Annotated in this window: 18 protein-coding genes; 13 read left to right on the top strand and 5 right to left on the bottom strand. The window is 64.9% G+C overall.

All coding sequences use genetic code 11. The annotated features are described in order from the left end of the window. Positions 1-77 precede the first annotated feature (77 nt). Positions 78-1,376, top strand: coding sequence for a Spy/CpxP family protein refolding chaperone (locus IVA87_RS24875; protein ID WP_247335481.1), 1,299 nt, complete (start codon positions 78-80; stop codon positions 1,374-1,376). Positions 1,377-1,475: 99 nt separating this feature from the next. On the opposite strand, the gene IVA87_RS24870 is transcribed toward IVA87_RS24875, so the two are convergent. Further along, on the bottom strand, positions 1,476-2,954 hold the full coding sequence (locus IVA87_RS24870; RefSeq protein ID WP_247335479.1) for a caspase family protein: 1,479 nt from the start codon (positions 2,952-2,954) through the stop codon (positions 1,476-1,478). A gap of 417 nt (positions 2,955-3,371) precedes the next feature. On the opposite strand from IVA87_RS24870, the gene IVA87_RS24865 reads away from it, so the two are divergent. The 4 genes from IVA87_RS24865 (at position 3,372) to IVA87_RS24850 (ending at position 8,724) form a co-directional block, all read left to right on the top strand. Then, entirely contained in the window at positions 3,372-4,403 is a 1,032-nt protein-coding gene (locus IVA87_RS24865) for a TRAP transporter substrate-binding protein (RefSeq protein ID WP_247335477.1), read from the top strand. Positions 4,404-4,425: 22 nt separating this feature from the next. Then, a complete protein-coding gene (locus IVA87_RS24860; RefSeq protein ID WP_247335611.1) occupies positions 4,426-6,279 on the top strand; it encodes a TRAP transporter large permease subunit in 1,854 nt (617 codons plus the stop codon). A 12-nt stretch (positions 6,280-6,291) separates the two neighbouring features. Then, on the top strand, positions 6,292-7,269 hold the full coding sequence (locus tag IVA87_RS24855) for an NAD(P)-dependent oxidoreductase (RefSeq protein ID WP_247335473.1): 978 nt from the start codon (positions 6,292-6,294) through the stop codon (positions 7,267-7,269). Positions 7,270-7,425: 156 nt separating this feature from the next. Next, on the top strand, positions 7,426-8,724 hold the full coding sequence (locus IVA87_RS24850) for an MFS transporter (RefSeq protein WP_247335471.1): 1,299 nt from the start codon (positions 7,426-7,428) through the stop codon (positions 8,722-8,724). 98 nt (positions 8,725-8,822) lie between these two features. Here IVA87_RS24850 and IVA87_RS24845 read toward each other — a convergent pair whose 3' ends face one another. Further along, positions 8,823-9,434, bottom strand: coding sequence for a TetR/AcrR family transcriptional regulator (locus IVA87_RS24845; protein WP_247335468.1), 612 nt, complete (start codon positions 9,432-9,434; stop codon positions 8,823-8,825). A gap of 130 nt (positions 9,435-9,564) precedes the next feature. Between IVA87_RS24845 and IVA87_RS24840 the strand changes: the two genes are divergently transcribed. The 6 genes from IVA87_RS24840 to IVA87_RS24815 all read left to right on the top strand — a co-directional run bounded on the left by IVA87_RS24840 (position 9,565) and on the right by IVA87_RS24815 (position 17,697). Beyond that, positions 9,565-10,809, top strand: coding sequence for a cytochrome P450 (locus tag IVA87_RS24840; protein WP_247335466.1), 1,245 nt, complete (start codon positions 9,565-9,567; stop codon positions 10,807-10,809). A gap of 261 nt (positions 10,810-11,070) precedes the next feature. Further along, the gene (locus tag IVA87_RS24835) at positions 11,071-14,706 is read left to right on the top strand and encodes an AsmA-like C-terminal region-containing protein (protein ID WP_247335464.1); all 3,636 of its coding nucleotides are present in this window, start codon (positions 11,071-11,073) and stop codon (positions 14,704-14,706) included. A 414-nt stretch (positions 14,707-15,120) separates the two neighbouring features. Continuing rightward, positions 15,121-16,239 carry a DUF2336 domain-containing protein gene (locus IVA87_RS24830; RefSeq protein WP_247306612.1) on the top strand — a complete coding sequence of 373 codons (1,119 nt, stop codon included), beginning with the start codon at positions 15,121-15,123 and terminating at the stop codon, positions 16,237-16,239. 31 nt (positions 16,240-16,270) lie between these two features. Next, on the top strand, positions 16,271-16,507 hold the full coding sequence (locus IVA87_RS24825) for a hypothetical protein (protein ID WP_247335462.1): 237 nt from the start codon (positions 16,271-16,273) through the stop codon (positions 16,505-16,507). A gap of 55 nt (positions 16,508-16,562) precedes the next feature. Next, a complete protein-coding gene (locus IVA87_RS24820; RefSeq protein WP_247306606.1) occupies positions 16,563-16,811 on the top strand; it encodes a hypothetical protein in 249 nt (82 codons plus the stop codon). 157 nt (positions 16,812-16,968) lie between these two features. Further along, positions 16,969-17,697: a Crp/Fnr family transcriptional regulator gene (locus IVA87_RS24815; protein ID WP_247335459.1), complete on the top strand. Its 729-nt coding sequence runs from the start codon at positions 16,969-16,971 to the stop codon at positions 17,695-17,697. A gap of 27 nt (positions 17,698-17,724) precedes the next feature. Here IVA87_RS24815 and IVA87_RS24810 read toward each other — a convergent pair whose 3' ends face one another. From IVA87_RS24810 to IVA87_RS24800, 3 genes are all read right to left on the bottom strand, one after another. After that, positions 17,725-19,431 (bottom strand): response regulator, encoded by a 1,707-nt coding sequence (locus tag IVA87_RS24810; RefSeq protein ID WP_247335456.1) that lies wholly within the window; start codon positions 19,429-19,431, stop codon positions 17,725-17,727. Beyond that, entirely contained in the window at positions 19,428-20,942 is a 1,515-nt protein-coding gene (locus IVA87_RS24805; protein ID WP_247335452.1) for an ATPase domain-containing protein, read from the bottom strand. The genes IVA87_RS24810 and IVA87_RS24805 overlap by 4 nt, the downstream gene beginning before the upstream one ends. A gap of 143 nt (positions 20,943-21,085) precedes the next feature. Continuing rightward, a complete protein-coding gene (locus IVA87_RS24800; RefSeq protein WP_247335449.1) occupies positions 21,086-21,583 on the bottom strand; it encodes a GNAT family N-acetyltransferase in 498 nt (165 codons plus the stop codon). Between the two features lie 220 nt (positions 21,584-21,803). Between IVA87_RS24800 and IVA87_RS24795 the strand changes: the two genes are divergently transcribed. Together IVA87_RS24795 and IVA87_RS24790 are read left to right on the top strand one after the other, a co-directional pair. Further along, complete coding sequence (locus tag IVA87_RS24795) at positions 21,804-22,406, top strand: hypothetical protein (protein ID WP_247335446.1); 603 nt, start codon at positions 21,804-21,806, stop codon at positions 22,404-22,406. A gap of 36 nt (positions 22,407-22,442) precedes the next feature. After that, positions 22,443-24,434 carry an EAL domain-containing protein gene (locus tag IVA87_RS24790; protein ID WP_247335445.1) on the top strand — a complete coding sequence of 664 codons (1,992 nt, stop codon included), beginning with the start codon at positions 22,443-22,445 and terminating at the stop codon, positions 24,432-24,434. The last annotated feature ends 77 nt before the right edge of the window (positions 24,435-24,511 follow it).

The following is a 24,511-nucleotide window of genomic DNA, read 5'->3' as shown; positions in this document are numbered from 1 at the left end:
ACTTTCGGCAACGTTGCCGGTTCCATTCCCGCTAAGTTCCGATGCCTCAATGGCAGGGCTTTGCGCGGGAGGGCGTGATGATGCGACCGGTCGTTGGAATTGCCGCGGTGGCGTTTGCCTGCATGCTGGCAGGCGCGGCGCTGGCGAAGGGCGGACATGGCGGTGGCCATGGTGGCGGGCACGGAGGCGGGCACGGCGGTGGTCATCATGGTGGCGGCCATTTCCGCGGCCACGGCGGCGGGCACGCGCACGGCGGCGGGCATCACCGCGGGATGCGGTTCGCAACAGGCACCCGGCGCGGCAGCCCCAATTTCGGTCACATCCGCAACGCGGCGATACGGCCCGCGAACTTCCGCAATGCGCTCAACTCAAGCACATTTCGGAACGGCCGGCTGATCAGCAATCCAGTGGCGCGTGCGCAGATCGCGACCGCGGCCGCACTGGCCGGCTGGAGCGGCGCAAGCAGTGGATGGTGGCAGCATGCGGGTGGCGGCTATGGCTGGGTCGGACCGCTGTTCTGGCCCTTCGCCTACAATGATCTCTACGACTACACGATCTGGGGCGACGGTCTCGGCTTCTGGGGCTACGGTTATCCGGACATCTACGCCGGCATTTTCGGCCCCTACGGTTATGATCGGTTGTCGGCCTATCTGCCGCAGCAGCCGCAGGGACGACGGCGGGCGCGCAGCGCGCCGCTCGATCAGCTCTGCGGCAGCGACCGCCGTGCCATCGTCGGTCTGCCGATCGATCAGATTGCAGCGGCGGTGCAGCCGAGCGATGCGCAAGGCGCCGATCTCGATGCGCTCGGCAATGCCTCGATGGACGCTGCAGCGCTGATCCGCACATCCTGTCCGACGCAGGCCGCAGCGACGGCGCCCGGCCGGCTCGCGGCAATGCAGCAGCGTGTCGAAGCCATGCAGAAGGCCGTCGATCTGGTCCAGCCTGCGCTCGACAAGTTCTATGGCTCGCTGACTGACGAGCAGAAGGCGCGCTTCAATGCGCTGGCCGGCGACCAGCGGCGCGCGACCGCATCGAACGATGCGAGTCGATCGCCGGTGCAGAATTGCGGCGCGTCCTCCGCGTTCGATTGGCCCGGCGCCACGATCGAGGAGAGGATTCGTCCGAACGATACCCAGCGCGCGGCCCTCCAGGTGCTCCAGGATACCAGCGCCAAGGTCAGTGCATCGCTCAAGGCAGCCTGCGAGCCCAATGACGTGATGACACCGCCGGCACGCATGGCCGCAATCCGCCAGCGCCTCGGCGTGATGCTGGATGGGATCAAGTCGGTGCGCGCGGCGCTCGATGATTTCTACGCCACGCTCGATGACGAGCAGAAGGCGCAGTTCGAGGCCATCGGCCCGCGCCGCATGTCCTGAACGCGACGACGCCGTGCGCCGCATCGTCCGGTGCTGTTGCAGTAGATCCGGCTTGCGCCACATGGGCGCGAGCCGGATCTCTGTTTTTGCCGGGCCGGCTCAGTATCTGCGGTAATCGCCGCGATAATGATCTCCGCCGCGGCCGCCGCCCATTCCCATGCCGATCCCGATACCGATGCCGATGCCCTGCATCACGGCGCCGGGCGGCGGCCCCGGGGGCGGCGCACGCTCGTAGACGACCTCTTCGGGCGGCGGCCGGCGCTTCGGCGGCGTCTCGACCACCTTGCGCTTGGGCGGCGTGTCGTCGACGCGCTTCTTGATGATGGGCGCGACGCTCGGATTGACCGGCGTTGCCGGCGGCGACGGTGTCGAGCACGGGCAGGTCGGCGCCATTGCGACGGCGACCGGGGCAGGCGCCGCAGCGGCGGCAACGGGCTGGCCATAATTGCGGTTCTGGACGCGAAGCAGCAGCCTGCGCGCGGTCGCAGCTAAGTCGCTGTTGTCCCAGTTCGCAAGATAAGCTTCGAACGAGGCGCGGGTGTTGATCGAGACCGCGCGCTCCCAGGCCAGCATCTGCCGCCGCCGCTCCAGCACCGTGCGCAGGCGCGGCGTCTGAGCGTCCTGTGCGTAGAGCTCGATATAGGCCTGATAGGCCGGCACCGTATCCTCAGTGATCACGAGCTCATAGGCGACCTTGGCGGGCTTGCCCTGCAAATCCTTGCGCCAGTCCTCGACGCTGCGCGTGGCGCTGGCGAGCGCCATCGAATTTGCGCCTGGAAGGGCAGGCGGCTGGTCGCTGCTCTCGCCGAAGAACTTGAAATCAGTGGTCAACGACGAGCTTTCCCAGGGGATCTGCCGCCCGTCGGTCGATTGCGCCACAGCGACGCGGATGCGCTTGAACACCTCTTCGATCGGCAAATTGGGCTGCTTGGCGATGGTCAGCGCGGCGGTGGTATAGGGGCTGTCGATGCCGTTGCCGTCCTCGGCTTCGGCGCCGGGCGAAGTCGAATAGGAGATGAAGGAGCCGGGCGCGCCGGCCTTGGTGTCGACGATCGCAAGCCCATGGCCGGCGCCGCTGAGCGCGGGGAACGGATTGTTGCGGCAGGCATCGAGCATGAAGATGCGCGCCCGCGTCGGCAGCGCGCCGAGGGTGTTGAGCAGGTCGTTCAGCCGCACGCCCTGGAGCGGAATGTCCGCCTCGCGCTTGGGGTCGAGATCGACCGGCACCAGATAGTTCTCGCCGTCGATTTGCAGGCCATGGCCGGCATAGAACACCAGAGCGACGGTGTCGGCGCCGCTGGCGCTGACCTTGCCGGCGAAATCCGAGATCGTCGCACGCATCTCGCTCTGCGCCAGATTGGCCGCCGTGGTGACGGTGAAGCCGGCATTGCCGAGCAGCTCCGTCATGCCCTTGGCGTCGTTGGCGGCGTTGGGCAGTTCCGGGACGGTGCGATAGGCGGATTGGCCGATCACCAGCGCGAGCCGTGCCTCGGCGGCAGCGACGTTCGCCGTCATCAACTGTGCGAGCGCAAAAAAACCGGATGCTAGAAGCAAATTGGAAAAGACTGGACGGCGCATGGGCGTCACCTCCATCGGCGCGACGATGTCACCTTTTGTACGTTTGCGCCATCACGCTGTCTGTGCGCCGGATCACGCAGCGGGCCGCGGCAAATGGGGCAGGGGACCTGCCGGGAGGAGAGCATCGTTCGTTCGCTATCCATGTGAATTGCGCATTGATCCATGCGCCAATTAGATCAATCCGTGGCACCGCACGAAACCCTCGTCCTCACACATCGGGCGCAAGCCGATCCTCATCGATAATCCCGGATAACCTCGACGTTTTCACGATCGGCCCATGCTGCCGCCAGTCACCGCGCGCCGCCCTGCCGCGACTGGCGCTAGCCTTGCCTGCTTCGTCGCTTTGGCCATACATTCTGCGTAACAGGCTGCGGCAACGACCGCGGCGAACAAGAATAATCGGGGAGAAGCCGCACCATGACCATCGTGCCCGTGAACCGTCGCGCGTTCATCAAGTCATCGGCGGCGGTCACCGCCGGCCTCGTGCTCTCTCCCGCGATCGTCGGCCGCGCCGAAGCTGCGACCTTGAAACTGAAGTGCTCGTCCTCGCTGCCGAACGATCCCAAATACGCCAACGGCCGCGTCTACTACGACAATCTGGTCAAGAGCCTGAAGGCGAACGGCCTCGGTGAGCAGATCGAGGTCGCCTTCTTTCCAGACAACCAACTCGGCCAGGAGATCGACGTCATCAATTCGGTGAAGCTCGGCGTCATCGATCTCATGGTGTCGGGCTCGTCGATCTCGGCCAATCTCGTGCCGCTGGTCGGCACCTTCGACCTCGGCTTTCTCTTCTCGAGTTTTCCGCAGCAGACCAAGGCGTTCGACGCCGGCGCCGCCAAGCCGATCGAGGATGCGCTGCTCAAAGGTGGCAACATCCGCATCATCGCCTGGGCCTATAATTTCGGCTCGCGCAGCGTGCTGGCGAGGAAGCCGGTCAAGACGCCCGAAGATCTCGCGGGGCTGAAGATCAGGACGCTGCCGAACCCGGTCATCACCGAATGCCTGCGCCTGATGGGTGCCGCGGCGACGCCGCTGGCATTCGGCGAAATCTACACGGCGTTGCAGGCCGGCGTGCTGGACGGGCTGGAGCATGATCCGCCGACCATCCTGGCCAGCAAGTTCTTCGAAACGGCGAAGTTCTATGCGCTGACGCAGCACAATTTCTCGCCGCTCGCGATCTATTTCAGCGACATGACCTACAACCGCATGGATCCGAAGCTGCGCGAGGGCTTCCTCGATGCCGCGAAGAAGGCCGCGGCCGACACGCGCACCCATGGACTTGCGGTCGAGAAGGAGGCGCTGGCGGCGTTGACGGAGAAGGGCGTGACGGTGGCCGAATGCGACCGCGAAGCGTTCAGGAAACGCGTGGCGCCGCAGACCGAGAACTTCATCAAGGCGCGGCCGGAATCCAAGGCCGTCATCGATATCATCCGCGCGACGCAAGCCTGAGATGGCCAAATCTGAGCTGGCGATGACAGCCGCCGTGCCTCTCTCGGGCGGCCGCCACGGGAGCATCACCATGCTGCTTCGCCTCAGCGACGCGATCGCAGCCATTCTCTTGGTCGCCGATCTCGTGGTGGTCTGCGCCTCCGTGCTGCTGCGCTTCTTCTTCAACGCGCCGGTCGAATGGTCCGACGACGTCGCGCGCGGACTGATGGTTGGCTCGGCCTTCTTCGGCGCGGCGAGCGCGCTCGCGCGCGGCGAGAATGTCGGCGTGTCGTTCTTCCGGGATCTGCTGTCACAGCGATTGCAGGCGCTTGTCGATGCCGCCAGCGCGCTCCTGGTCGTGCTGATCTCCGGCTATGTCGCCTACAACGCCATCAAGCTGGGTTCGCTGACGGCGGGACAGACCACCGGATCCGGCCTGCCACTGGAGCTGACCTTCTATCCGATGGGTGTCGGCGCGCTGTTCATGACGGTGTTCGCGATCGACCATCTCTGCATGCGGCCGCTCCCTGATATCGTCAGGGGCCTCATTGCGATCCTGGTCGTCACCGGCCTTTATCTCGCCTGGGATTTTCTCTCGCCGTCATCGGTGCCGTCGGCGGGCATCTTGATGCTGATCGGCTTCTTCGCCACCCTGTTCGGCGGATTGCCGATCGGCTTTGCGCTGGCACTCGCCGCGCTCATCTTCATCTGGATCGAGGGCGCGCTGCCCGGCGTCATCTTCGCCCAGCAGATGGCGCGGGGCATCGACAATTTCGTGTTGCTCGCGATCCCCTTCTTCATCCTCGTCGGCTATCTCATGGAAGCCAACGGCATGTCGGTGCGCCTGATCGAGCTCTTGCAGCGCGCGGTGGGGCGGATGCGCGGCGGATTGAACGTCGTGATGGTGGCCTCGATGGTGCTGTTCTCCGGCATCTCCGGCTCGAAGATGGCGGACGTCGCCGCGGTCGGCTCCGTCTTGATCCCGGCGGCGCGGCGCTCGAAGCAGAATCCGGGCGGCGCGGTGGCGCTGCTTGCAGCGTCCGCGGTGATGGCGGAGACCATTCCGCCCTGCATCAATTTGATCATCCTCGGCTTCGTCGCGAACCTGTCGATCGGCGGCCTGTTCGTCGCAGGCCTCCTGCCGTCGGCGCTGATGGCGCTGGTGCTGATCGCGGTGTCCATCATCTTCGGCAAGCGGCCGGACAAGATAGAGGAGGTCGAGCCGCAGATGCCGGTGTCGGGCCTGTGGAGCGGCGCGATCGCCTCGTTCGGCCTGATCTTCATGATCTTCTTCGGTTTCAAGACCGGCTTTGCCACCGCGACCGAGATCTCGGCCTTCGCCGTCGCCTATGCGCTGGTCGTCGGCAGCGTGGTGTTCCGCGAGCTCGGCTTCAAGTCCGCCGCGCACAGCTTCGTGCAGGCGGCGACGCGCGCGGGTCTCGTGCTGTTCATCGTGGCCGCCGCGCAATCGCTGGCCTTCACGTTGACCTTGCAGCAGGTGCCGCATGCGGTCGGCGACTTCATGCTGGGACTGTCCAAGACCTCAGGCGTCTGGTTGTTCATCCTGTTGGCGATTGCCGTGCTGATCGTGATGGGCTCGGTGCTGGAAGGCGCGGCCGCCCTCATCATCTTCGGACCGCTGCTGCTGCCGGTCGCCGTGCAGCTCGGAATAGATCCCCTGCATTTCGGCGTCGTGCTTGTCATCGCCATGGGCATCGGCCTGTTCGCGCCGCCGCTCGGGCTCGGGCTCTACGGCGCCTGCCTGATCGGTAACGTGCCGATCGAGCAGACGGTGAAGCCGATCATGGCCTATCTCGGCCTCTTGTTCCTCTGCCTGCTCGTCATCGCCTTCGTGCCGTGGCTCTCGACGGCGCTGCCGCGCGCGTTCGGCTATTGAAGGAGTGTCGTCGTGAAAGTCCTGCTCGCCCACACGCCGGAGATGCGGCGGAACTACTACGGCGATCGCAGCCTGAATGGCCTGCGCGCGACCGCCGAGGTGATGCTGCACGATGGCGACGAGCCGCTCGACGCTGCCGGGCTCGTGCGTGCGGCCAAGGACGTTGACATCATCGTTGCCGATCGCATGACGGAGGGGCGCGGCGAGATCTTTGCGCAGCTGCCGCGCCTGTGTGCATTCGTCCGCTGCGCCGTCGACATCCGTAACATCAATGTCGACGCGGCATCAAGGGCGGGCGTGCTCGTGACCCGCGCCGGCCCGGGCTTCGTGCAGGCGGTGGCCGAGCTCGCGCTCGGCTTCATGGTCGATCTCTCCCGCGGCGTCTCGCGAACCACCGCCGACTACCAGGCCGGCCGCAAGGCGGAAGCACGGATGGGCCGCCAGCTCGCGGGCAGCCGGATCGGCATCATCGGCTATGGCAGCATCGGGCGTTATCTCGCCGAGGTGGCAAAAGTGCTGCGCATGGAGGTGCTGGTCGCCGATCCCTTCGCGACCGTCAGCGATGCTGCGATCCGGCAGGTCGGTCTTGATGAGCTGCTCGCCGTGTCGGACTACGTCGTCTGCCTCGCGATTGCCAACGAGCAGACCGAGAACCTGATTGGGGAAGCGGCACTGGCGCGCATGCAGAAGCATGCCGTCTTCATCAATCTCTCACGCGGCAATCTCGTCGACGAGGCGGCGCTGGCGCGGGCATTGATCGAGCATCGCATCGCCGGCGCGGCAATGGATGTCGGCCGCGCGCCCGATCAGATGCCGACGCCGGAGCTAGCGAAACTGCCGAACGTGATCGCCACGCCGCATGTCGGTGGCCTGACCCCGCAGGCAATCGAATATCAGTCGCTGGAAACGGTGCGTCAGGTCGAAGCGATCGTGCAGGGAGCGATCCCGCAGGGCGCCGTCAATGCCGACCACTGGACGCGGCGGCGTTAAAGACGATCCACCGCTTTGAACGTCCCTCCTTCGGCGTTCGAGATGATCTGGGCGGTGCGCGCAAATTGCGCGGCCGCTCAAGAGGCATGCACGAAAAGCGCTTGACCCGGGCATCTCCGGATGGTCGGAAGGATCGTCCAGGAATGAAACACAAACATGCGGTTTCCGTTCTTCTACGGCTGGGTCGTAGTCGCCGTGACCTTCGTCACCATGGCCATTGGCGTCAACGCGCGCACTGCCTTTTCATTGTTCTTTCCTCCCATCATCTCCGAGTTCGGCTGGGAGCGTGGCGTCACCGCGGGCGCGTTCTCCTTCGGCTTCGTGGTGTCGGGCGTGGTCAGCCCGCTGATTGGCCGCCTCATGGACCGCGCCGGCCCGCGCGCCGTGATGGAGCTCGGCGTCGTGCTGATGGGCGGCGGTCTGCTGCTCGCGCCGCTCACCAGCGCGCCCTGGCATCTCTACGTCACCATCGGCGTCATGGTCGGCGCCGGCTCGGTCTGTCTCGGCTATTCCGGCCAGTCGCTGTTCCTGCCGAACTGGTTCATCCGCAAGCGCGGCTTCGCCATCGGCATCGCCTTCGCCGGCGTCGGCATCGGCTCGGTGACGCTGCTGCCATGGGTGCAGCACATGATCGAACAGACCGGCTGGCGCACCGCCTGCACCGCGATGGGGCTGCTGGTCCTGATCGTTCTGGCGCCGATCAATCTGCTGCTGCGCAAGCGCCCCGAGGACATCGGCCTTGAGCCGGACGGCGATGCCGCCCCGCTCGCGGGAGCGGCAAAGCCCGTCTCCAATGTCGTCGATCCGGTCTGGGCCGGCACCGAATGGACGCTGAAGCGTGCCGTCGCAACTGCACGATTCTGGTGGATCGCGCTCGGTTATTTCTGCGGCCTGTATATCTGGTACGCGGTGCAGGTGCACCAGACCAAATTCCTGCTCGATATCGGCTTCAGCCCTGGCGTCGCGGTGTGGGCGCTCGGCATCGTCAGCCTGCTCGGCATTCCCGGCCAGATCCTGCTCGGCCATGTCTCCGACCGGATCGGGCGGGAATGGGTGTGGGCCATCAGCTGCGCGGGTTTTGCCATCTGCTTCGCGGCGCTGATGGCGCTGAAGTTCCAGCCGTCATTGTGGCTGGTCTATCTCATGGTGTTCACGCAAGGCGCGCTCGGCTACGGCCTCACCTCGATCATGGGCGCGGTGGTGTTCGAGATCTTCCAGGGCCGGCACCAGGGCAGCATTTTTGGCACGATCATGCTGGCCGCGCTGGCGGGCGGTGCCGCCGGTCCCTGGGTGACCGGCTGTCTCTATGATCGCGCCGGCGATTACACGCTCGCCTTCGGCATTGCCGTGATCGTGAGCGCATTGTCGGCGCTCTCGATCTGGCGGGCCGCGCCGCGCAAGGTGCGGGTGGTGGCCGGCCGGCTGCACGCGCTGCAGAGCGAAGCTGCACAATAGGTTCCGCATGCACCGCATTGTCGCTCTCGCCCTGGCGGCACATTATGCGCCGCGTCTCGGCGGGACGTGGAAACGCGACGATCCTGCGAAGCCACATCCTATTCCGACGCCAACCCAGTCCTCCGCCGCAGATCCGTGATCGCGCGCAGAAAGCTGTCGGCCGGCGTCGTCTCGGGGTCGATCAGCCGGTGCAGGCGGAAGCCGTCTTCCAGTGCGAGCACGACGGCGGCCATCCAGGGCGGGTTCAGACTGTCATTCCGCCCGTTGCTGTTCAACGTCGCCTCGACGATGTCGGCGACCAGCTTGCGCCGCGCGCGCAGGCGTTTTGCCAGTTCCGGGCGGCGCTTCTCGGCGCGCGCGACGAACAGGATCATCTCCATGTGCAGCAGCGGCGAGCGGCCGAGTGGATCCTGCTTGCTGCGGTCCATCGTCTTCAGCGCCGCGATGAAATCGTCGAGATTGTCGTGCTGCGCGAGGATGTCCATGTTGCGCCGGATCGACTGCTCGACATGGTCCGCGAGCATGGCGATGATCAGCTCGTCCTTGCTCTTGAAGTTGGAATAGAACGCGCCGCGGGTAAAACCCGCCGCGGCCGCGATCGCCTCGATGCTGGCGCCGCCGATACCGTCTTGCTCGAACACGCGCGCGGCCGCCTCGAACAATCTGTCGCGCGTATCGTCCCTGGTCGGCCTGGTTCTCACCCTTGACATCCCGGCAGCCTAGGGCAGAATGCAACTCGATACAACAATGTATCGAGTTGATAATTCGAAGGGATGGTTACGCCGGGCTGTGGGGCAGCCTTGCGTATGCGTGTCATGCGGCAACCGATCTGAGGTCACCATGAACGAGCAAGTGCAAGGCGTGAATCAAGGCCCGAACACCGATCCGCTGTTCAACCCGCTGTCGCCGGACTTCATCCGCGATCCCTATCCGCATTATGATCGGCTGCGCACGATCGATCCGATCCATGTGACGCCATTCGGCCAATTCGTCACCAGCCGACACGCCGATGTCAGCCTGGTGCTGCGCGACAAGCGCTTCGGCAAGGATTTCGTCGAACGCACCAAGCGCCGCTATAGCGAAAAGATCATGGACGAGCCGGTGTTCCGCAGCATGAGCCACTGGATGCTGCAAGCCGATCCGCCCGATCACACCCGCCTGCGCGGCCTGGTCGTGAAGGCCTTCACCGCCCGCCGCGTCGAGGACATGCGCCCGCGCATCCAGGAGATCGTCGACCAGACCATCGATGCGGTGATCGACGGCGGCCACATGGACCTGATCGAGGATTTCGCCTTCCGTCTGCCTGTCACCATCATCTGCGACATGCTCGGCATCCCCGAGGAGCACCGCGAGGTGTTCTACAAGAGCTCGCGCGACGGCGGGCGGCTGCTCGACCCGGTGCCGCTGTCGCCGGAAGAGATCAAGCAGGGCAACGCCGGCAACCTGATGGCCCAAATGTACTTCCAGCAGCTGTTCGAGCTGCGCCGCCGCAGTCCCGGCGACGATCTCATCACCCAGCTCGTGCAGGCCGAGGAGGACGGCAACAAGCTCACCAATGAGGAATTGACCGCCAACATCATCCTCTTGTTCGGCGCCGGTCACGAGACCACCGTCAATCTGATCGGCAACGGCCTTTTGGCGCTCCACCGCAATCCGGACCAGCTCGCGCTTTTGAAGGCGCGGCCCGAGCTGATGGTGGGCGCGATCGAGGAATTTTTGCGCTACGACTCCTCGGTGCAGATGACCGGGCGCGTCGCGCTCGAGGACATCGACGATCTCGGCGGGGTGAAGATCCCCAAGGGCGAGACCGTGCTCTGCCTGCTCGGCTCGGCCAACCGCGATCCGGCGGTCTATCCCGACCGGCCCGACCGGTTGGACGTCACCCGCCAGAACGTGAAGCCGCTGTCATTCGGCGGCGGCATCCATTTCTGCCTGGGGGCCCAATTGGCGCGCATCGAGGCCGAGATCGCCATCGCGACGCTGCTGCGGCGGCTGCCCGATTTGCGCATCGACGATGTCGAAACCCCGGAATGGCGGCCGACCTTCGTGCTGCGCGGCCTGAAGCGGTTGCCGGCAAGCTGGTAAAGGCGTCAGCGCTGGTTCTGCGAGCGCAGGTCCTCATCCCGAGGAGCCCGCGAAGCGGGCGTCTCGAAGCATGGCCGCCGGCGGAAGCGGGGCGCTTTGCGCCTCCTCAGCAAGAGGGCCTCGCGCCGCCGTTAACCTCCGCGCGCAACGGTCGCTGTGACTTCGCCATACTTCCCCCTATATAAGGGGCTGTTCCGGCCCGCCTGAAGCCTTCCGAGGGCAAGGTCTGGTCCGGGCGCCGTTTTGGCCGAGGGGAGACCCGTGCAGACGACGCTGCTCGGATTGGCGATTGCCTTCATCATTGCGCTGCTGGCCGCGTTGATCGGGCCTTACTTCGTCGACTGGAACCAGTTTCGGCCCCAGTTCGAGGCGGAGGCGGGCCGAATCATCGGCGTGCCGGTGCGGGTGGCGGGCGAGCTCGACGCGCGGCTGTTGCCGGCGCCGACGCTGCGGCTGCGCGCAGTCACCTTCGGCGGCAACAACGATCTCGGCCGCCTGCGCGCCGACAAGCTCGACGTCGAGTTCAGTCTTGGCTCCCTCATGCGCGGCGAATGGCGCGCCACCGAGCTTTCGGTCGGTGGCATGGCGGCCGACCTCGGCCTGGACGCGCGCGGGCGGGTCGATTTGCCGTCTACTGCGAGCGGTGCCTTCAATCTCGCCTCGCTCGCTATCGAGCGGCTCAATCTCACCGGCCGCATCGCCCTGCACGATGCCGCCAGCCGCTCGACGCTGGAGCTGAGCGACATCGCCTTTTCCGGTGACGTGCGCTCGCTCGCCGGCTCCGTGCGCGGCGACGGCCGTTTCACCGCCAACGGCGTGCGCTATCCGTTTCGTATCTCCTCCGGCCCGAGCGCCGACGGCAACGCCACCCGCCTCCACCTCAACATCGACCCGGGCGAGCGCGCCGTCCTCGCCGATCTCGAAGGCGTGCTCGCCTTCGACAACCGCCTGCCGAAATTCGATGGCGCACTGACGCTCGCCGTGCCCGCGACAAAGAAGGCGGGCGAGGTAGGGCCGACGCCCTGGAAGCTCACGACGAAGCTGAAGGCCGATCCGGCCGGCGCAAAGTTCGACCAGATCGACGTCAACTTCGGTACTGACGACGCCGCGCTGAAGCTCGGCGGCGTCGGCGACCTCAAGTTCGGCGCCTCGCCGCTGCTGCGCGCGGTGCTCTCGGCGCGGCAGGTCGATGCCGACAAGCTGGCGGCCAAGGATGCTGCCAAGGATGCTGCCAAGGACGATGCCGATCCGCAGCGCGTCCTGCCGGCGCTGCGCGCAGGGCTGGCCGCGATCCCGCAGGCGCCGATCCCGGCGCAGATCGAATTCAACTCCGACCAGATCATGCTCGGTGGCCGTCCGCTCCAGAACATCACCGCCGAGCTGCAGACCGACGGACGATCCTGGACCTTCCAGCGGCTCGAGCTGCGCGCTCCCGGCATGACGCAGCTCTCGCTCAATGGCGCCACTCCCGGCGCCGACAGCTTCAGCGGCCGCCTCAGCGTCGAATCGTCCGATCCCGATACGCTGCTGGCTTGGCTGCAGGGCCGCAGCGAGATCAACCGGCGCAGCACCCGGCCGCTGCGCCTTGCCGGCGACGTGACGATTGCCGCCAACCATCTCGCCATCGACAGGTTGAAGGCCGAGATCGAGGGCGGTGCGGTGGAGGGCCGCATCGCCTTCGTCCAGACCGGCGCCAGCAAGGGCTCCCGGATCGATGCCGAGCTCAAGGCCGATCGTCTCGACCTCGATGCCGCGGCAAGTTTTGTGCGCGCGCTTGCCGGGCCGCAGGGCGAATGGCCGGAGGAGGCAAAGCTCTCGCTCGATATCGGCCGCGCCATCTCCGCCGGACAGGAGCTGCGGCCGTTTACGGCAAAGCTTGGCTATGGCCCGGCGGCGCTATCGCTGGAGCAATTGCGGTTCGGACAGGCCAGCGGCGTGACCACCGAGGCGAGCGGCAGCTTCGATCGCACCCAGCTCACCGGCAGGCTCGCGCTGAAATCCTCCGGCAATTCGCTGCACGAGCTCACGGCGCTGATCGAGCCGTTTGCGCCCGCGGTGCGCGCGCGCTTCGATGCCATGCCGGCATTGCCCGGCGCGACGCGCCTGAAGCTCGACCTCAGCCTCGACAAGAATGCCGAGCATGCCGATCGCAGCAGCGCCCGCGCCGTGTTCGATCTCGACGCGCCGCAGCTCAAGGCGACCGCGACGCTGGTCGCGCAGACGCCGGTGGCCGCCGTCAGCGGCTTCGACATCGAGCGCCTGCGCAACAGCGACTTCACACTCGATACTAAACTATCGGCGCCGCAGGCGGGCGCGCTGCTGGCGCTGCTCGGCCTCGATCGCGTAGTGGCCGCAGGCGAGGGCGCTTCGCAGTTCGAAGGCAAGGTGACCGGCGCCTGGGGCCGGCCGCTGCAAGTGAACGCAAAACTCTCGGGCGGGCTGGACGCGGATGCGCAAGGCAATTTTGACTGGCCGGCTTCCAAGGGCAGCGCGAGCCTGCGCGTGCGCAATGCCAATCTGGCGCCACTGTTCGGGACCAGCGCGGCCGACAAGCCGGCGCAGAAAGTCAGCCTGTCCTCGCGCGTCAGCCTGTCCGGCAATCGCCTGACCTTCGATGATCTCGACAGCACCGCGGCCGGCTCGCATCTGCGCGGCCATCTAACGGTGACGCTCGACCAGGACAAGAGTGTCGATGGCGAGGTGGGCCTCGATACGCTCGATCTTGCCCCGGCGCTCGCGATGGCGATCGGCGCCGCCGGCCACGAGTCCGGCGAGCCGCTGAGTGCGGGGCTCATCGGTGGCTGGCGCGGCCGCATTGCCTTCCAGGCATTGCGCGGCACATTGCCCGGTGGCATCGAGCTGCGCCCCTTCGCCGGCACGATCCGCGGCGACGGCCAGTCGCTCGCGCTCGATGCGCTCAAGGGCGGCATCGGCGGCGGCGAAATGTCGGCAAGTCTCGATGCGCGCAATGGCGCAAATGGGCTGGCCCTGAACGCGCGCATCGAACTCGGCAATGTCGATGCGGCGGCGCTGCGCTACCGCAATCTCGCGCTGCCCAAGGGACGCGCCTCGGTACAGATGGCGCTGACCAGCCAGGGCCGCAGCGTCGCCGCCCTCACCGGCGCGCTCGCCGGCAACGGCACGGTGACGCTCGATTCCGCCGAAATCAGCGGCCTCAATCCACGCGCCTTCGAGATCGCCATCCGTGCCAGCGACGGCGGCCAGGTCAGTGACGACAACCGGCTGCGGCAGCTGGTCGAGCCCGCGCTGTCGGCAGGCCCGATCGCGGTCGCCTCGGCGCAGATCCCGTTCACGATCCGCGATGGACGCCTGCGCGTCGGCGCGACGCCGCTGGAAGCGAAAAACGCCCGCGCCATCGTCTCCGGCGGCTACGACATTCCCGCCGACCAGGCCGACATCCGCGCCAGCCTGACGCCGATCATGACCGGACTGTCCGGCGCCCCGCCGGAGATCCAGCTGTTCGCGGCAGGCCCTCCGGACAAGCTCAATCGCACCGTCGATCTCGCGCCGCTGTCTTCCTGGCTCGCCGTGCGCACCATCGACCGCGAGACGCGCCGGCTCGATGCGATCGAGCGCGGCGAGCCGCCGCCCGCCACCGCCGCGCTGCCGACACTGGTCTCTCCCGATGGTGCGCCGGAGCAGGCGCCTGCGAATGTGCCCCTGCCGGGCCAGGATCCGCGGCGCGCACCGGCCAAGGCGAAGGTTGCGCCGACGCCGAAAGCTCCGCACGCGGCCCCCGCCGCGCCGAGTCCACCGCTGGCAAGCCAGCAACTTGCCCCTTTGCCGCCGCCGATCGACGTGAAGCCCGCTCCGGGCCCGCCGCCCGCCAAGCCCAGGCCGAAGCCGCCGCTGGTGCTGACGCCACAGAATCCGTGAGGCGGTGCTCGCGGCCGGGCTCGCTCTTCACCTCTCCCCAGCGGGGAGAGGTCGGATTGCGCTCGGCGATGCAGAGCATCGTCCGGAGCAATCCGGGTGAGGGGCGGCGGCATCCGCTGAAACCGTAACCCCTCACCCGGATCGCATCTTTCGATGCGATCCGACCTCTCCCTACGGGCCCCTACGGGAGAGGTGAAGCAGCACCTTGCCCGCGCCTTAACCCATTCCCACGCATTTGAATGAATTTTGGTCGGCAAAACTGATTCGCCGGTTTTACTGAATTCTCGCGTTTGATCTCTAGCGTCGGTTCCTGAGGAATCCGGTGTCCTGCCACGAGCGGCGGGACGGCTCGCCAAGCTGCTCGTCAAGAGCTGCTCGGCAAGAACGGCTCGCCAAGAACTGGGGGTTATCGAGATGAACGGGGCGAAAACGCTTCTACAGGATCTGGACGACGCGATCGCGCGCGGCACCGACGAAAGCCGTGTGAAGGCGTTGTGGCATGCGACCGACATCCTAATCACCGGCCGCTACAGCGACGACGAGATCAGCATGTTCGGCGAGGTCATCGGGCGGCTTGCCGACGAGATCGAGGTCGCGGCGCGGGTGCAGCTCTCGGAGGTGATGTCGGCGTGCGACCATGCCCCCTTCAATGTGATCGAGAAGCTCGCGCTCGACGACGAGATCGAGGTCGCGGGTCCCGTGCTGCGCGAGTCCAATCGTATCGACGAGAAGATGCTGGTCGAGAGCGCCATGACCAAGAGCCAGTCGCATCTGCTGGCGATCGCACAGCGCAAGTCGATCGGCGAGGCCGTGACCGACGTGCTGGTCAAGCGCGGCAACCAGGAGGTGGTGACGTCCGTCGCGAAGAACGAGGGCGCACGCTTCTCCGGCTCAGGCCTGCTGCACATGGTGCGCCGCGCCGAGGGAGATTCGATTCTTGCCGAACAGCTTGGCCTGCGCAAGGACGTGCCGCGCCACATCTTCCAGCAGCTGATCTCGAAGGCGTCGGAAGACGTCCGCCGCCGGCTCGAGACTGAACGACCCGAAATGATGACGCAGATCCAGAGCTCGGTGACCGAGGTCACCGGCGATCTTCAGTCCAAGTTCGGTCCGTCCTCGCGCAGCTATTTCGTCGCCAAGCGCGTTGTAACGACGCAGTACCGCCAGGGCAATCTCAACCAGGACTCGATCTCGAACTATGCGCGCCAGCATCGCTTCGACGAAGTGCAGATCGGCTTGTCGCTGCTGTCGGCGCTGCCGGTCGACGTGATCGAGCGTGCGCTGATGGACCGCAACCGCGAGATGATCCTGGTGCTGTGCAAGGCACTCGACTTCTCCTGGGACACGACCATGTCGCTGCTGTTCCTCGGCGCCAAGGATCATCTGATCACGGCCCGCGAGCTGCAGGACAATGAGCGCGAGTACGGCCGGCTCAAGATCGAGACCTCGCGCAGCATCCTGAAGTTCTACCAGTCGCGCAAGAACAGCGCGGGTGCCGATGCGGGCCGTCAGCCCGAGCTCCAAGTACACTGAGAAGTACACTGAGGACAGGGGAGTATCTGCAATGTTGCCTCAATTCGGCACCGCCGTTCGCAAGAAGATCAACAAGGCACCGGCCGCCGATCTCGGCGGTGCGCCGGACAAGGCGTCGGTCGACGCCGCCTGGCTCGTGCTGGAAGCCGCCAACGACCTCGGCGACCAAGCTGCGATCGAAGCCTGCCGCCGCGTCATCGACGCCGAGCTGAACGGAACGCTGGCCGGCAGCTCGGACATCGATCTGGTGCTGGGGTATTTCCGGTAAGCGCACAAACGGCTTGGGAGCGAGGAACGGACGCGTTGGCCGTCAGTTTGCGTGCATGCCACGCTATTACTTCGACACGCGGGACAATGAGACCTTCATCGCCGACGAGATCGGCGTCGATATCGCCTCCTTGGAGGAGGTGAGGACTATGGTCTCCACTGCGATGGCCGAGTTCGCCAGGGACGTGCTGCCCGGTTCGGCGTTCCGCACGCTGGCAATCGAAGTTCGCGATGATTTCGGCCCGGTTTTGCTGGTTTCGTTGCGCTTCGAGATCGAGCGGGTATCAGACCAGAAATTAACTTAGACCCCGTTGGAACCTTCCCATTAACCTGTGATTGTCCCTGATCACCGGCCGCGACTCTTGGGCGCTGGTGGCTGAGAGTTTTGTGCTCCCGCCTTATCGGCCGGAGCGGCGAGTTCCCTCTCCGGCTCAGACTTCCTCAAGCGCGGAGAGGTGTGCGATGCCCGGAACGTTAACGGCTGCGCTCGTTCAAAAACTCAGTAAAGTCAATCGGCTCGACCAGGACGATGTCCTGGCACTTCAAGAACTTTCTATTCATAGCAAGCGCGTCCCGGCCCAGCAGCGCTTCGTGCGTGACGGTGACCGCCCCTCGGAATCCTGCCTGATCGTTGATGGTTTTGCATTCCGCTCCAAGCTTACGCCGGACGGACAGAGGCAAATTCTCTCGCTCCATATGCCGGGAGAGATCCCGGACCTCCAGAGCCTGCACTTGCACGTCATGGATCATGACCTGACGACGCTCACGGAATGTACCCTCGGTTTCATCAAGCACGACGCCTTGCGTGAGCTAAATCAAAGGCGACCGAACGTAGCGGCTGCGCTCTGGCGCGAAACGTTGATCGATTCTGCAATCTTCAGGGAATGGATCGTCAATGTCGGACGCAGGCCGGCGCGTGTTCGAATGGCGCACCTGTTGGCAGAGCTTTACGAGCGGCTTGAACTGATCGGGCGCACGACAAAGGGGTCCTTTGAGCTCCCGATTACGCAAATCGAACTGGCGGACTGCCTTGGATTATCGGTCGTCCACGTCAACCGGATCTTGCAGCAGCTTCGTCACGATGGTCTCGTCGCAACCGAGCGCAGAACCTTCCACTTGCTCGACAAGGCCAAGGTGGAGGAGGTCGGGCAGTTCGAAAAGATCTACCTGCATCAGCGCCCATCGGTCTGATTTCGCTTTCGCGTGCGTCCGCCCAGCTCAGCGGCAATTCGAGCGCCTTGAGTCCGTGTCGAGCCGAAGCTTTGACTTGACCGCGTGAAGGGCGGCGGCCAGTTCGTCGATATGATAGGGCTTTGCCAGGATCTGAACGTCCTCGGCCTCGGCTTCATGGACGGCCGCTTCGGCGTATCCACTGGTCAGCAAGACGGGTACGTCACTGCGTCTTTTCTTGATCTCTCGCGCGAGCTCGACCCCGTTCATACCGCCCGGCATCATGATGTCCGAAAAGATCAGATCGATGGAGCGCCCGTCGGCCAGGGCACCAAGCGCCGCCGCGGCGCTGGAGGCATGCGTGACCTCATAGCCGAGTTGGCCGAGCATCTCGCTGACCAATGCAGCCACCTCGTCATCGTCTTCGACCAGGAGGATTCGACCGTGGTTCTTCTTCTTCGGCCGCACCCTGGTGAGGTCGATGAGGTGTCGCTCTCTGGAAGGAACGTCGAACGACCGCGGCAGGTACAGCTCGATGCTGGTGCCGCGGCCGACCTCCGATTGGATGCGCACCGTGCCGCGCGACTGCGTCGCAAATCCATGGACCTGCGCCAGCCCAAGGCCGGAGCCCTTTCCGACGTCCTTGGTCGTGAAGAACGGCTCGAAGACGCGGGACAAGACGCCCGGAGCCATCCCAACACCGGTGTCGATAACGGAGAGACGCACATAATCGCCGGAGATCTCTTGGTCCTTCAGGTCGGGTAGATTCTCCCCGCGCACGACGATCGTGCCGCCATTGGGCATGGCGTCGCGTGCGTTGACGGCCAGATTGAGAATGACCAGCTCGAGCTCACCGGGATCGACCTCTACCGGCCACAGCGAATCCGGAAAATCGAACTCGACATGAACATCGCCCCTCAGACTGCGATCGAGCAGTTCGCGCATGCCGCCGATCTGCGCGGCGACGTCGACGGGCTCCGGCCGAAGCTTCTGCCGGCGGGAAAACGCCAGAAGCTGCTTGGTCAGGCTGGCGCCGCGCTGCGCCGCCTGGATCATCCCGTCCATCAGACGCCGGCGCCGGTTTGGATCTGTCTGGCGGTCGAGCATGTCGAGCCCGCCGGAAATCACCATCAGCAGATTGTTGAAATCGTGAGCCACGCCGCCGGTGAGCTGGCCGATGGCTTCGATTTTCTGAGCCTGGCGTAACGTTTCCTCCACGCGAGCGCGCTCGTTCATTTCGAGGCGAAGCTGCTCGTTGGCCTCCTTCAGCTCTCGCGTCCGCTCGATCACCAGCTTCTCGAGCTCCTGCGCCGTCTGCTCGCGCGCCTCAAGCAGAGCCCGGATCTCATATTGACGCCGCCGTGCCCGCATCGCGGATTGCACCGCGCTGGTCAGCGTAATCGGCTGCACCGGCCGCTCGAGCAGCGAAACGTTACGCAGAAGCTCGACGATGCTGCGGCGCCAGGCGACGACCGCCGGCTGCTCTCGATGGCTGGTGAGAACGACAAATGGGAGGTCGGACCACGGCGGTTGGTTCGCGATCCATTGTGCCAGCGGCGCCGTATCTTTCCCGAACAATCCCTCCTCGGCCAGAAACACGGTGCCCACGCCAGCGGTCATCTCGTTGACGAGTTCGAGCAGGCTTCGGCAGTTGACCGCGTCCAGATTCGCGCCGCGGAAAAGCTCGGCCGATGCCGGTCCGTCCCGGCCGATCGGCGCGTATACGAGAACACGGTTGTCCCGGCGGGCGCTCATTCGGCCAGCCCTTCCGGGAGTTCCGAGCCGGTATAATGCGGATTGCCGGAAAAGATGCCGCTGAATTCGTTGAGAGGTGGGCCCAGTTTGATCCCGGTGCTGCCGAGCCGAAACTCGCGGATACTGTGCTCGTGATTGCCGCTGCGCTTCTTGACGACAGACAAGGCGCGCCGCACTCGTCCGCCGAACTCGAAATAGCGCAGCATCAAGACCGAATCGCTCAAATAGCTGATGTCGAGCGGCGTATCCATCGGGCCGACCAGTCCATGCTGAGCGAGGATAAGGATGGTCAGCACGCCCTGCTGTGCCAGGTAGCTCAGGAGCTCATGCATCTGCAGGATGAGAAACCGCTCATCCGGCATCGCATTCAAATAACCGTTCAGACTGTCGATGATCACCACGCGCGCGTTGTCGACCTCGACGCTCCGGCGCAGGTTCGCCGTGAACTCGCCGGGAGACAATTCGGCGGGATCGATCTGCTGAAACCGAATTCGCCCCGAGTCAATGTGAGCCTGGAGAGGCAGGCCGAGCGTGCGGGCTCGCGCCTCCACGGTACCGCGGCCTTCATCGAAGGCGAAGAACACGGCGTGCTCGCCACGTTCCGCCGCCGCTATCGCATAGGTCAGCGCTAGCGATGATTTGCCGACGCCGGCAGCGCCAATGAGAAGTGCGTTGGTGCCGCGCTCGAGGCCGCCTCCCAGCAATTGGTCGAGCTCGGCGCTGCCGCTGGGCGTGAACTCGCCGGAAAAGGGCTTGTGATGTTCGGCCGCGACCAGCCTGGGGAATATCCGCAAGCCGCCTTCCGAGATCGTGAAATCGTGGTAGCCGCCGCGAAACCTTATGCCGCGCATCTTGATCACGCGAAGCCGCCGCCGCTCGGCCCCGTACTCGATTGCCAGCTGTTCGAGCATGACGACGCCGTGTGCGATGGAATGAAGCTGCAGGTCGTCTTGGGACGATGAGAGATCGTCGAGCAGGACCACCGTGCAATTGCGATTGGTGAAATAATGCTTCAGAGCCAGAACCTGGCGTCTGTATCGCAGCGGGTTTTGAGCCAGCAGGCGCAGTTCGGACAGGCTGTCGAGCACCACGCGCGTGGGGTCAACGCGTTCGACCTCCTTGAAAATCAAATTGGTGGTTTCGCTCAGCTCCATCTCTGCGGGATGGAACACCGTGAGCTCGCGTTCGGGATCGAGCGTTGTCTCCGGCGGGACCAGTTCAAAGATATCCACACCTTGCAAAGACCAGCCGTGCCGATGCGCGACAAGCTCCAGCTCCCGTCTCGTTTCAGAGAGCGAGACATAGAGCACGCGTTCGCCATCGCGCACGCCCCTGAGAAGGAATTGGAGCGCGATGGTGGTTTTGCCGGTGCCGGGCCGTCCCTCATAAAGATACATCCGATTGGCGTCCAAGCCGCCGCCCAGGATGTCATCCAGGCCATCGCTGCCCGTCGAAACTCTCGGCAAATCCTTAAGGTGACTGTCCGACACAGACCTGGACGTACCGGTCATTGAACCCCCGTTGCACTTGTTTACCGGATGGCCGCTGCTTGCCCCAAGGGCCCCGAGGCGGGCAGCCGCATTTGCACTGTAAGGTCGGTAAGGAACTCTCGGGCCGCCGCCGGGTTCCACCGGGCCGGGCCCGGATCAGTCTCTCACCGCCGTTTGCGGTAGATCGCGACGTCCTCGCCGTGACGGTTCGTGCGCCGCTCGAGCAGATAGTGCGACTTCTCCAGCACGCGGCGCGATGCGCCATTCGCGACATAGACGATGCCGATGAGGGATGGCAGCGCGAGCTGCGACAGCCCAATGTCCGTCAGCGCGCTCGCGATCTCGCTCGCAAGTCCCTGGCCCCAGAGATCGCGCTTGAACGCGTAGGCAATCTCGATCTCCGTGACGTCGTCGACGAGGATGTGCCGGATTCCCGCCCGCCCGGCGAATGCGCCGTCGCTCGTTCGCAGCGCCCACAACCCAAAGCCGTGCCGGTCCCAATGCGCCAGGTTGACGTCGAGGTAAACCTTCGTTGTCTCCGGCGAACGTGCGCCGCCGATATAGCGGGACACCTCGGCGTCGAGATGCAGCGCGACGAGGTCGGCGAGATGATGTTCGTGCAGTCGCTCGGCTGTCAAACGGGGGGTGGTGAAATTGTCCATGGCCCAGACAGTCACGCTCGGGGTTTGGGTCGACGAATGTCCGGGCGTCGTGCTCACTCCTGCATAGAAGTGCCGGATCGCCCGCCAGCGATCAAGGTTAATCCGGCGCGAAAGTCCTGCCTCAGTGCGCCCTGGCATCCGTATAGTTGCGGAGCTGCGCCGTATCGGTTCTTTAACCCGCTGATGCAACTGTTCAAATCTCCACGGGGAGAGCTTGCAAATGCGTCGGCTGGTGCTTGTTACTGCAATCTCGGTCCTCTCTGGGGTCAGTGCGACCTGCGCCGCCGCCGAGCCTATGCTCAAGGCGCTGAAGGCCGGCGGCTATGTCGTCTATCTCCGGCACGATCAGACCGATACGTCACGCAGCGACACTGATCCGGTCGACCTGAATGACTGCACGAAACAGCGTTCCCTGTCGGACGCCGGCCGCGCACACGCACGTACGATTGGGCTCGCCTTCAAGACGTCAGGCATCCTGGTCGACCGGGTTTTCGCCAGCCCGATTTGTCGCGCCGCCGAAACAGCCTCGCTCGCGTTTCCCGACATCAAGCAAACGACTCCCCGGGCGCTGGTCTACACGTTGGCCCTGCCGAAGGAGGATTTGGGCGCCGTGGCCGATGAGCTCAGAAGGATGCTCGCAACACCGCCGCAGGCCGGCACAAATACTGTTCTCGTCGGCCACACGACGAATCTGAAGGAAGCTGCCGGCCTCTGGCCCAAGTTCGAAGGTGGCGCGCTGATCTTTCGGCCCGATGGACGAGGCGCCTTCACGCTGGCCGGCACCATCGATCCGGCGGAGTTTGAACGAGCCGCCTATGAATGATCTGGGCAAGCTCCACGCCACTCGCGAGGAGCGATCGTGAGTCTTGGATTCAACACCCTCCGCGCACGGTTGATCGGCAGCTCGGTTCTTGCGGTCATCGTTCTGCTCGCCGTTTGCATTGAGTTCCTGCGGGCGTTCTCGCATCAGGACGCGGTCGTACACGAAATCAAGCAGGACCAGATCACGCGACTCGAGAAGATCGGCCGCCTGATGCTCTCCCTTTCGGAGAACCAGGTGCAGCTCTCGGATCTGCTCGCCGGCGCGATGGATCGGAAGTTCGACGAAGAGGCGGTCTTCGAACGTGGCCGCGCCACGATCGACGCGGTGCGGGCCATCGTCAAGCAATATGGCGAAGTGCAAGCCTCGTTCCAGCACGATGAGGAAGCGCTCCCGGTCTACACCGCGGCCGACCGCGAACTCGCGCTGTACCGGGCATCGTTGTTTTCGGTCGTGGATCTGTGCACCGTCAATGTCCGCCTCGCGCCGGTCGAGATGCTGAAGGTCGGCAGCAGCTACGTGCGGATCACCAATCACATGAACAGCGTCGTCAATCTGACGAACGCCCGGGTCGCTTCAGAGCTGGACCGGATGCAGGCCGAATCGAAGCGCGCAAGCCAGTACTTGCTTGCCAGCGGCGGCGCCTCATTGCTTGCGCTGATCCTCGGCTCCGCGCTGTTCTATCGCGACATGCGCCGGGCCGAGATCGCCCTCGAGCGCGGCAAAGAGCAGATGCAGCACCTGGCCCATCACGATACGCTCACGGGTCTGCCCAATCGCGTGCTGTTCGCGATCGAGCTCAAGCGAGCGCTGGCGCGCACGAGTCGTGGCGAGAAGGCCGCGCTGCTCTATCTGGATCTTGACCACTTCAAACGCGTCAACGATACGCTCGGTCATTCCAGGGGCGACGAGCTCTTGCGCCAGGCCGCAGACCGGTTGCGTCACTGCGTCCGGGATACCGACGTGATCGCGCGTCTTGGCGGCGACGAGTTCGCGGTGGTGCAGACCCTTCTGTGCCGCCCCGCCGACGCCGCCGCGTTAGCGACGCGCATGAAAGAGGCTCTCAAGCCGCCCTTCCTGCTCGGCAACCAGGAGGTCGCGGTTGCTGTGAGCATCGGCATCGCGATAGCGCCGGAAGACGCCGCCGACCCCGAGCAGCTCCTCAAGAATGCAGATCTTGCGCTCTACGCGGCCAAGGCGGGTGGACGCGGCGCGTATCACTTCTACGAGGAAGCGCTCGATGCCCGCCTGAAGGTCCGTCACCAGGTCGAAGCCGACCTCCGCCTCGCGCTCGCAGAGGAGCAGTTCGAGCTGTACTACCAGCCGATCGTCGATCTCAAGAGTGGAGAGGTGACGTGCTGCGAAGCGCTGCTGCGCTGGCATCACCCGGTCCGCGGGATGGTTTCACCGCTCGAATTCATTCCGGTTGCCGAGGAATGTGGCTTGATCGGAGCGCTCGGACAGTGGGCGCTGCGGCAGGCCTGCATGGCCGCGGCGAGCTGGCCATATGGCATCTCGGTCGCCGTCAACCTCTCGTCCTCACAGGTCAGGCCCGACACGCTGGTCCTGCAGGTCGCCGCCGCGCTCGCAGCTTCGGGGCTTGCGCCTGATCGCCTGGAGCTGGAGGTCACCGAATCGGTCTTGATGCAGGATACGTCCGACACGCTCGTGACCTTGCACCACCTGCGCCAGCTTGGCGTTCGCATTGCCATGGACGACTTCGGGACCGGCTATTCGAGCCTGAGCTATTTGCGCACGTTCCCGTTCGACAAGATCAAGATCGACAAGTCTTTCATCGACCATATCTCGGACAAGGATGACTGCGTCGCGATCGTGCAAGCCGTCACCATGATGGCGCAGCGGCTCAGCATGACGACCGTTGCGGAAGGCGTGGAGACGGACGCCCAGCGGCTGAAGCTGACCGAGCTTGGTTGCACCGAAATGCAGGGCTACCTGATCAGCCGGCCCCGTCCGGCCAAGGAGTTGATGCGGCTTCTTCAGGAGCGTACCGGAGCAATGAGCGCGGCGTAGATCGACATTGCGTCGGCTGCAGGCGCACTTTGATCATGCCATCATGCCGGTGTTTTGCCCGACGGCGCAACTGATTT

This window comes from Bradyrhizobium sp. 147 (assembly GCF_023073935.1).
Taxonomy (GTDB): Bacteria; Pseudomonadota; Alphaproteobacteria; order Rhizobiales; family Xanthobacteraceae; genus Bradyrhizobium.
The sequence above is the reverse complement of the archived record's forward strand: the minus strand, read 5'-3'. Positions and strand labels throughout refer to the sequence as shown.